5 protein-coding genes are annotated in these 8,555 nt (G+C 70.8%); 1 reads left to right on the forward strand and 4 read right to left on the reverse strand.

From position 1 onward, the window contains the following. Positions 1–106 precede the first annotated feature (106 nt). Positions 107–1,045, forward strand: coding sequence for a M56 family metallopeptidase (locus AB0E07_RS34410; RefSeq protein ID WP_362260900.1), 939 nt, complete (start codon positions 107–109; stop codon positions 1,043–1,045). A gap of 49 nt (positions 1,046–1,094) precedes the next feature. On the opposite strand, the gene recQ is transcribed toward AB0E07_RS34410, so the two are convergent. The 4 genes from recQ to nuoL all read right to left on the reverse strand — a co-directional run bounded on the left by recQ (position 1,095) and on the right by nuoL (position 8,543). Then, a complete protein-coding gene (recQ, locus tag AB0E07_RS34415) occupies positions 1,095–3,164 on the reverse strand; it encodes a DNA helicase RecQ (protein ID WP_362260902.1) in 2,070 nt (689 codons plus the stop codon). 242 nt (positions 3,165–3,406) lie between these two features. After that, complete coding sequence (nuoN, locus tag AB0E07_RS34420) at positions 3,407–5,056, reverse strand: NADH-quinone oxidoreductase subunit NuoN (protein ID WP_362260904.1); 1,650 nt, start codon at positions 5,054–5,056, stop codon at positions 3,407–3,409. After that, on the reverse strand, positions 5,053–6,624 hold the full coding sequence (locus tag AB0E07_RS34425; protein ID WP_362260906.1) for an NADH-quinone oxidoreductase subunit M: 1,572 nt from the start codon (positions 6,622–6,624) through the stop codon (positions 5,053–5,055). Before AB0E07_RS34425 ends, nuoN begins: the two co-directional genes overlap by 4 nt. 5 nt (positions 6,625–6,629) lie before the next feature. Next, the gene (gene nuoL, locus AB0E07_RS34430; protein ID WP_362260908.1) at positions 6,630–8,543 is read right to left on the reverse strand and encodes an NADH-quinone oxidoreductase subunit L; all 1,914 of its coding nucleotides are present in this window, start codon (positions 8,541–8,543) and stop codon (positions 6,630–6,632) included. Positions 8,544–8,555 lie beyond the last annotated feature (12 nt).

Raw genomic sequence — 8,555 nt, forward strand, 5'->3', positions numbered from 1 at the left:
GCCGTCATACTGGGCGGTGGACGGTACGCGCGGCACCCGCCGCACTTGGCCCGCGCGCTCCCGCCCCGAGCCGCACTCGTCCCGATCAGGATCCGGAGCCCGTGGCATGACCGTCTGCCTGCTCCTGCTGAGCGCCGTCGCGCTGACGGCCGCCGTGCCGGTGCCGCGTTCCCTGACCCGGGCCGCCTGGCCCGAACGGGAGCCGGTGGTCGGCCTGTGGGTGTGGCAGTGCCTGGTCGCCACCGTGCTGCTGTGCTGTCTGACGGCCCTGGTCCTGGGCGCGGCCGCCGTCTTCCACACCGTCCGCGACCATGTCTTCGCACCCGCGCCGCCCGCGGTGACCGCCGCCTACGACCTCTCCGCGGCGCCCCTGTGGGCCTCCGGTCTCACCCTGCTGCTGGCCTGCGGCGCCGCCTGGACGACGGCGATGCTCGGCCGGCAACTGGTCGAGGCCCGCCGCGGCCGGGGTGTGGCCAGGGCGCATCTGCAGGAACGCGCCCCGGACCTGCCGCCCGGCCTGCCCGCCGCACGCGGCCCCCTGCTGGTGCTGGAGGACGAGTACCCGGACGCCTGGTGGATGCCGGGCAGCCCACCCCAGCTGATCGTCACCACGGGTGCCCTGCACCGGCTGACCGACCACCAGCTGGACGCCGTCCTCACCCACGAACGCGGCCACGCCCGCGCCCACCACGACTGGCTGCTGCACCTCTCCACTGCACTGGCCACCGGCTTCCCCCGTATCCCGCTGTTCGCCCACTTCTGCGACCAGACCCACCGCCTGGTCGAACTGGCCGCCGACGACACGGCCTCCCGCCGCTGCGGTCACCTGACCACGGCGCTGGCGCTGATCGAGCTGAACCAGCACCGAGGCGTGCTCTCCTGCGCCTCCAGCCGCCGCCTGCTGGGCGAGCGGGTGGACCGTCTCCTGGCTCCCCCGCCCCGGCTGACCCGCCACCGCAGGGCGCTGACCACGGCAGCGGCGGCGCTGGTTCCGCTGCTGCCCCTGCTGATCACCTTCGCGCCGGGGCTGACGGCGCTGGGCTGATCCCTGACGGCCGCCGGGCCCTCACCTGGTCAGCCACGCCCCGCGGCGGCTACGCCCAGTCCTCCGGTTCCGGTTCGAAGTCGGGCTCGGTGTCCGGCTCGGGCCAGTGGTCGTCCTCCGGCCCCGCGGCCGGAGTCTTGGTCGGCGCCTCGGTCGGCGCCTCGGCCGGCGCCTTGGTCGGCGCCGCGGCCGTCCCGGCGGCCGCGCCTTCACCCGCCGTGCCGTCCAGCCCCGCCAGGACCTCGATCACGCCCTCACCGTAGGTCGCCAGCTTCTTCTCCCCCACTCCGCCGACGCCTCCCAGCTCGCGCACCGACGAGGGCCAGACCGTCACGATCTCCCGCAGGGTCGCGTCATGGAAGATCACATACGCCGGAACACCCTGTTCGCGGGCGCGCTCGGCCCGCCAGGCCCGCAGTGCCTCGAAGGCGGGCTGGAGCTGCTCCGGCAGCTCTGCCGCCGCGGCCTTCGCCCTGCCCTTCCCGGACGCCCCGGACGACCCGGACGCCCCCGACGAGGAGCGGGCGGCCGTCGGCTTCTTCGGCTCCTTGCGCAGCGGCACCTCCCGCTCGCGCCGCAGCACCGCGCCGCTGGCCTCGGTGAGCACCAGCGTGCCGTACTCCCCCTCGACCGCCAGCAGGCCCTGCGCCAGCAACTGGCGGACGACCCCGCGCCATTCGCCGTCGCTCAGCTCCTCCCCGATGCCGAAGACGGACAGCTGGTCGTGATCGAACTGGATCACCTTCGCGGTGCGCTTGCCGAGCAGGATGTCGACGATCTGCACCGCCCCGAACTTCTGCCCCCGCTCCCGCTGCAACCGGACCACCGTCGACAGCGCCTTCTGCGCGGCGACCGTCCCGTCCCAGGTCTCGGGCGGGGTCAGGCAGGTGTCGCAGTTCCCGCAGCCGGACGGGTCGGGCTCCTGGCCGAAGTAGACGAGGAGCTGGCCCCGCCGGCACCGCACGGTCTCGCACAGCGCCAGCATCGCGTCCAGATGCGCCTGCGCCCGCCGCCGGAAGGCCTCGTCGCCCTCGCCCGACTGGATCAGCTTGCGCTGCTGGATGACGTCGTTGAGGCCGTACGCCATCCATGCCGTGGACGGCAGCCCGTCCCGCCCCGCGCGGCCCGTCTCCTGGTAGTAGCCCTCGACCGACTTCGGCAGGTCCAGGTGCGCGACGAACCGTACGTCCGGCTTGTCGATGCCCATGCCGAACGCGATGGTGGCCACCACGACCAGGCCGTCCTCGCGCAGGAACCGGGACTGGTGCGCCGCGCGCGTCCCCGCGTCCAGGCCCGCGTGGTACGGCACCGCCTCGATGCCATGGGCACTGAGGTACTCCGCGGTCCGCTCCACGGAGTTGCGCGACAGGCAGTACACGATGCCCGCGTCCCCGGCGTGCTCCTCGCGCAGGAAGCCCAGCAGCTGCTTCTTGGGGTCGGCCTTGGGCACGATCCGGTACTGGATGTTGGGCCGGTCGAAGCTCGCCACGAAGTGCCGGGCCGTCGGCATGTTCAGCCGCTCGGTGATCTCCCGGTGCGTCGCGTCGGTGGCGGTCGCCGTGAGCGCGATCCGCGGCACGTCCGGCCAGCGCTCGCCGAGCAGGGACAGGGCCAGGTAGTCGGGGCGGAAGTCGTGGCCCCACTGGGAGACGCAGTGCGCCTCGTCGATCGCGAACACGGAAATCTTGCCGCGGGACAGCAGTTCCCGCGTGGACTCCAGGCGCAGCCGCTCCGGCGCGAGGTACAGCAGGTCCAGCTCACCGGCGAGGTACTCGGCCTCCACCACCCGGCGCTCGTCGAAGTCCTGCGTGGAGTTGATGAAGCCCGCCCGCACGCCGAGCGCCCGCAGCGCGTCCACCTGGTCCTGCATCAGCGCGATCAGTGGCGAGACCACGACGCCCGTACCGGGTCTGACCAGGGACGGAATCTGGTAGCAGAGGGACTTTCCGCCACCGGTCGGCATGAGCACGACGGCGTCACCGCCGGCCACCACATGCTCGATGACCGCTTCCTGCTCGCCCCGGAAGGACTCGTACCCGAAGACCTTGTGGAGCGTGGCCAGCGCCTCGCTGCTCTCGGCTGTCGCTGTCATGCCACCGATCCCGCCCGTCCCGCCCATCGCCGTGCCCCCGTACGTCGCTCCTCGACCACTGCGTCCACGATAGGGGCCCCGACTGACAGCGACGGAGTTATCCACAGGCTGCCCCGGATCGGGAGCGGGCGGTGCCGCGCGGACGGCGAGCGGAGGACCGGGCGTCCCGGAGAACGCGGCCGCCCGGCACCCCTGGAGCGGGATGCCGGGCGGCCGTGGGTCCGGACCGGGTCGGCGGTCAGTGGGTCGGCGGGCAGGGGGTCAGCGGTTCAGCGCACGAACACGCCCGCCTGCCCGGCCAGGTCCAGGAAGTACTGCGGCGCCACACCGAGCACCAGCGTGACCGCCACCCCGAACCCGATCGCCGTCATCGTCAGCGGCGACGGCACGGCGACCGTCGGGCCCTCGGGCCGCGGCTCGCTGAAGAACATCAGCACGATGACGCGGATGTAGAAGAACGCCGCGATCGCCGAGGAGATCACACCGACGACGACCAGCGGGGCCGCTCCGCCCTCGGCCGCCGCCCGGAACACGGCGAACTTGCCCGTGAACCCGGAGGTCAGCGGGATGCCCGCGAAGGCCAGCAGGAACACCGCGAAGACGGCCGCCACCAGCGGCGACCGCCGGCCGAGCCCCGCCCACTTGGACAGGTGCGTCGCCTCGCCCCCGGCGTCCCGGACCAGCGTGACCACCGCGAAGGCGCCGATCGTCACGAAGGAGTAGGCGGCCAGGTAGAACAGCACCGAGGAGACGCCGTCCGGCGTGGTCGCGATGACACCGGCGAGGATGAAGCCCGCGTGTGCGATCGACGAGTACGCCAGCAGCCGCTTGATGTCGGTCTGCGTGATCGCGACGATGGCGCCGCCCAGCATGGTGATGATCGCGACGGCCCACATCACCGGCCGCCAGTCCCAGCGCAGCCCCGGCAGCACGACGTACAGGACGCGCAGCAGGGCGCCGAACGCGGCCACCTTGGTCGCCGCCGCCATGAAGCCGGTCACCGGGGTCGGCGCGCCCTGGTACACGTCCGGCGTCCACATGTGGAACGGGACGGCGCCGACCTTGAACAGCAGGCCCATGACGAGCAGCGCGGTGCCGATGAGCAGCAGCGCGTCGTTGCCCATGGTGTCGGCGAGGGCCGGGTCGACGGTGGTGAGGGTGCCGTCGACGACCTGGGCGATCGTGGCGTAGGACACCGAGCCCGCGTAGCCGTAGAGCAGGGCGATACCGAACAGGGTGAACGCCGAGGCGAAGGCGCCGAGCAGGAAGTACTTCACGGCCGCTTCCTGCGACATCAGCCGCTTGCGGCGGGCGAGGGCGCACATCAGGTACAGCGGCAGCGAGAAGACCTCCAGCGCGATGAAGAGCGTCAGCAGGTCGTTGGCGGCCGGGAAGACCAGCATGCCGGCGACGGCGAAGAGCAGCAGCGGGAACACCTCGGTGGTGGTGAACCCGGCTTTCACCGCGGCCTTCTCGCCGTCGCTGCCCGGCACGGAGGCGGCCTGCGCGGCGAAGGAGTCGACCTGGTTGCCGTGGGCCGCGGGATCCAGCCGCCGTTCGGCGAAAGTGAACAGGCCGACGAGTCCGGCGAGCAGGATCGTGCCCTGGAGGAACAGGGCGGGACCGTCGACGGCGATGGCGCCCATCGCCGCGATGCCCGCCTTGGTGGTGGCGTATCCGTCGGCCGCGAGCGCGACCACCGCGGCGAAGGCGGCGGTCAGCGCGACGGCGGAGACGAACAGCTGCGCGTGGTAGCGCAGTTTGCGCGGGACGGCCGCCTCGATGAGCACGCCCACGACCGCCGCGCCCACGACGATCAGAATGGGTGACAGCTGTCCGTATTCGATCTTCGGCGCGTCGATCTTGGAGATCGGGTCGGCCGCGGTTGTCCACAGGCTGTGGACGGCTGATGCGCTCACTTGGCCGCCTCCACCTCGGGCTGGGGGTCCTTCTTCTGTACGTCGGACAGGGTCTGCTCGACCGCCGGGTTGACGATGTCCGTGACGGGCTTCGGGTAGACGCCCAGGAAGATCAGCAGTACGACCAGCGGGGCGACGACGGCGAGTTCCCTCACCCGCAGATCGGGCATCGTGGAGACCTCGGGCTTCACCGGGCCGGTCATCGTCCGCTGGTAGAGGACCAGGGTGTACAGCGCGGCGAGCACGATGCCGAAGGTGGCGATGATGCCGACCACCGGATAGCGCGTGTACGTCCCGACCAGGACCAGGAACTCACTGACGAACGGGGCCAGTCCGGGCAGCGACAGCGTCGCCAGACCGCCGATCAGGAAGGTGCCGGCGAGCACCGGTGCCACCTTCTGCACTCCGCCGTAGTCCGCGATGAGCCGCGAGCCGCGCCGGGAGATCAGGAAGCCCGCCACCAGCATCAGCGCGGCCGTGGAGATCCCGTGGTTGACCATGTAGAGCGTCGCGCCCGACTGGCCCTGGCTGGTCATCGCGAAGATGCCCATGATGATGAAGCCGAAGTGCGAGATCGACGCGTACGCCACCAGGCGCTTGATGTCCCGCTGGCCGACCGCGAGCAGCGCGCCGTAGATGATGCTGATCAGCGCGAGGACGAGGACGGCGGGCGTCGCCCACTTCGACGCCTCGGGGAACAGCCCGAGGCAGAAGCGGAGCATCGCGAAGGTGCCGACCTTGTCGACGACCGCGGTGATCAGGACGGCGACGGGGGCGGTGGCCTCACCCATGGCGTTGGGCAGCCAGGTGTGCAGCGGCCACAGGGGCGCCTTCACCGCGAAGGCGAAGAAGAAGCCCAGGAACAGCCAGCGTTCGGTGTCGGTCGCCATGTCCAGCGAGCCGTTGGCGCGGGCCTCGGCGATCTCGGGGAGCGAGAAGCTCCCGGCGACCACGTACAGGCCGATCACCGCGGCCAGCATGATCAGCCCGCCGGCCAGGTTGTAGAGGAGGAACTTCACCGCGGCGTAGGACCGCTGGGTGGACGCCACCTCCTCGCCGTGCTCGTGGGCACGGTCCCCGAAGCCGCCGATGAGGAAGTACATCGGGATGAGCATGGCTTCGAAGAAGATGTAGAAGAGGAAGACGTCGGTGGCCTCGAAGGAGAGGATCACCATCGCCTCGACGGCCAGGATCAGGGCGAAGAAGCCCTGGGTGGGCCGCCACCGCTTGCTGCCGGTCTCCAGCGGGTCGGCGTCGTGCCAGCCCGCGAGGACGATGAACGGGATCAGCAGCGCGGTCAGCGCGATGAGGGCCACCGCGATGCCGTCCACGCCCAGGTCGTAGCGGACCCCGAACTCCCTGATCCAGGAGTGGGATTCGGTGAGCTGGTAGCGGTCGCCGTCCGGGTCGAAGCGGACCAGGATCGCGACGGCGAGCGCGAGGGTGGCGAGTGAGAAGAGCAGCGCCAGCCACTTGGCGGCGGTGCGCCGCGCGGCCGGTACGGCGGCCGTGACGATCGCCCCGATCGCGGGGACCGCCGCCGTCGCTGTCAGCAGGGGAAAGGACATCGGTATCAGACCGCCCTCATCAGCAGGGTCGCGGCGACGAGGAGTGCCGCACCGCCGAACATCGAGACCGCGTACGACCGCGCGAAGCCGTTCTGGAGCTTGCGCAGCCGTCCGGAGAGGCCGCCGACCGAGGCCGCCGTGCCGTTGACGACGCCGTCGACCAGGGTGTGGTCGACGTACACCAGGGAGCGCGTGAGGTGTTCGCCGCCGCGGACCAGGACGACGTGGTTGAAGTCGTCCTGGAGCAGGTCGCGGCGGGCGGCCCGGGTGAGCAGCGAGCCGCGCGGGGCGACGACCGGCACCGGGCGGCGCCCGTACTGGAACCAGGCCACCGTCACTCCGATGACGAGCACCACCACGGTGGACAGGGTCACCGTCAGCGCGCTGATCGGCGGGTTTCCGTGGGCGTGGCCGGTGATGGGCTCCAGCCAGTGAACGAAGCGGTCACCGATGCTGAACAGGCCGCCCAGGAAGACCGATCCGAAGGCCAGCACGATCATCGGGACCGTCATGGAGCTGGGCGACTCGTGCGGGTGCGGCTCGTGGCCGTGCTCGTCGGGCTGCCAGCGCTTCTCGCCGAAGAAGGTCATCAGCATCACGCGCGTCATGTAGTACGCGGTGATCGCCGCGCCCAGCAGGGCGCAGCCACCGAGGATCCAGCCCTCGGTGCCGCCCTTGGCGAACGCCGCCTCGATGATCTTGTCCTTGGAGAAGAAGCCGGACAGGCCCGGGAAGCCGATGATGGCCAGGTAGCCGAGGCCGAAGGTGATGAAGGTGATCGGCATGTACTTGCGCAGGCCGCCGTACTTGCGCATGTCGACCTCGTCGTTCATGCCGTGCATGACCGAGCCCGCGCCGAGGAACAGCCCGGCCTTGAAGAAGCCGTGCGTCACCAGGTGCATGATCGCGAAGACGTAGCCGATCGGGCCGAGACCCGCGGCGAGGACCATGTAGCCGATCTGCGACATGGTCGAGCCGGCCAGCGCCTTCTTGATGTCGTCCTTCGCGCAACCGACGATCGCACCGAACAGGAGCGTGACGGCGCCGACGATGGTGACGACGAGTTGCGCGTCCGGGGCGGCGTTGAAGATCGCGCCGGAGCGGACGATCAGGTACACGCCCGCGGTCACCATGGTCGCGGCGTGGATCAGGGCCGAGACCGGGGTCGGGCCCTCCATCGCGTCCCCGAGCCAGGACTGGAGCGGCACCTGGGCCGACTTGCCGCAGGCGGCGAGGAGCAGCATCAGGCCGATGGCGGTCAGCGTGCCCTCGGAGGTCTCACCGACCAGGCCGGGCTCCTCCAGGGTGCCGAGCACCGGACCGAAGGCGAAGGTCCCGAAGGTCGCGAACATGATCATGATGGCGATCGACAGACCCATGTCGCCGACGCGGTTGACCAGGAACGCCTTCTTCGCGGCCGTCGCGGCGCTGGGCTTGTGCTGCCAGAAGCCGATCAGCAGGTAGGAGGCGAGACCGACGCCTTCCCAGCCGACGTACAGCAGCAGGTAGTTGTCGGCGAGGACCAGCAGCAGCATCGCCGCGAGGAACAGGTTCAGGTAGCCGAAGAAGCGGCGGCGCCGCTCGTCGTGCTCCATGTACCCGATGGAGTAGATGTGGATCAGGGATCCGACACCGGTGATCAGCAGGACGAACGTCATCGACAGCTGGTCCAGGCGGAAGGCGATGTCCGCCTGGAAGCCCTCGACCGGGATCCAGCTGAACAGGTGCTGCGTCAGCGTCCGGTCCTCGGCGCCCTTGCCGAGCAGGTCGAAGAAGAGGACCGCGCCGAACACGAAGGACAGGGACGCCAGCAGCGTGCCGATCCAGTGCCCGACGGCGTCCAGGCGCCGGCCACCGCACAGCAGGACCGCCGCTCCGAGCAGAGGCGCCGCGATGAGCAGCGCAATCAGGTTCTCCACGATTCAGCGACC

This window comes from Streptomyces sp. NPDC048002, from assembly GCF_040653275.1.
Lineage (GTDB): Bacteria > Actinomycetota > Actinomycetes > Streptomycetales > Streptomycetaceae > Streptomyces.

Excerpts from the sequence above, each read along its gene's own strand:
- AB0E07_RS34410 (WP_362260900.1), top strand. The coding sequence starts at position 107 with ATGACCGTCTGCCTGCTCCTGCTGAGCGCCGTCGCGCTGACGGCCGCC.
- recQ (WP_362260902.1), bottom strand. The coding sequence starts at position 3,164 with ATGGGCGGGACGGGCGGGATCGGTGGCATGACAGCGACAGCCGAGAGC.
- AB0E07_RS34425 (WP_362260906.1), bottom strand. The coding sequence starts at position 6,624 with ATGTCCTTTCCCCTGCTGACAGCGACGGCGGCGGTCCCCGCGATCGGG.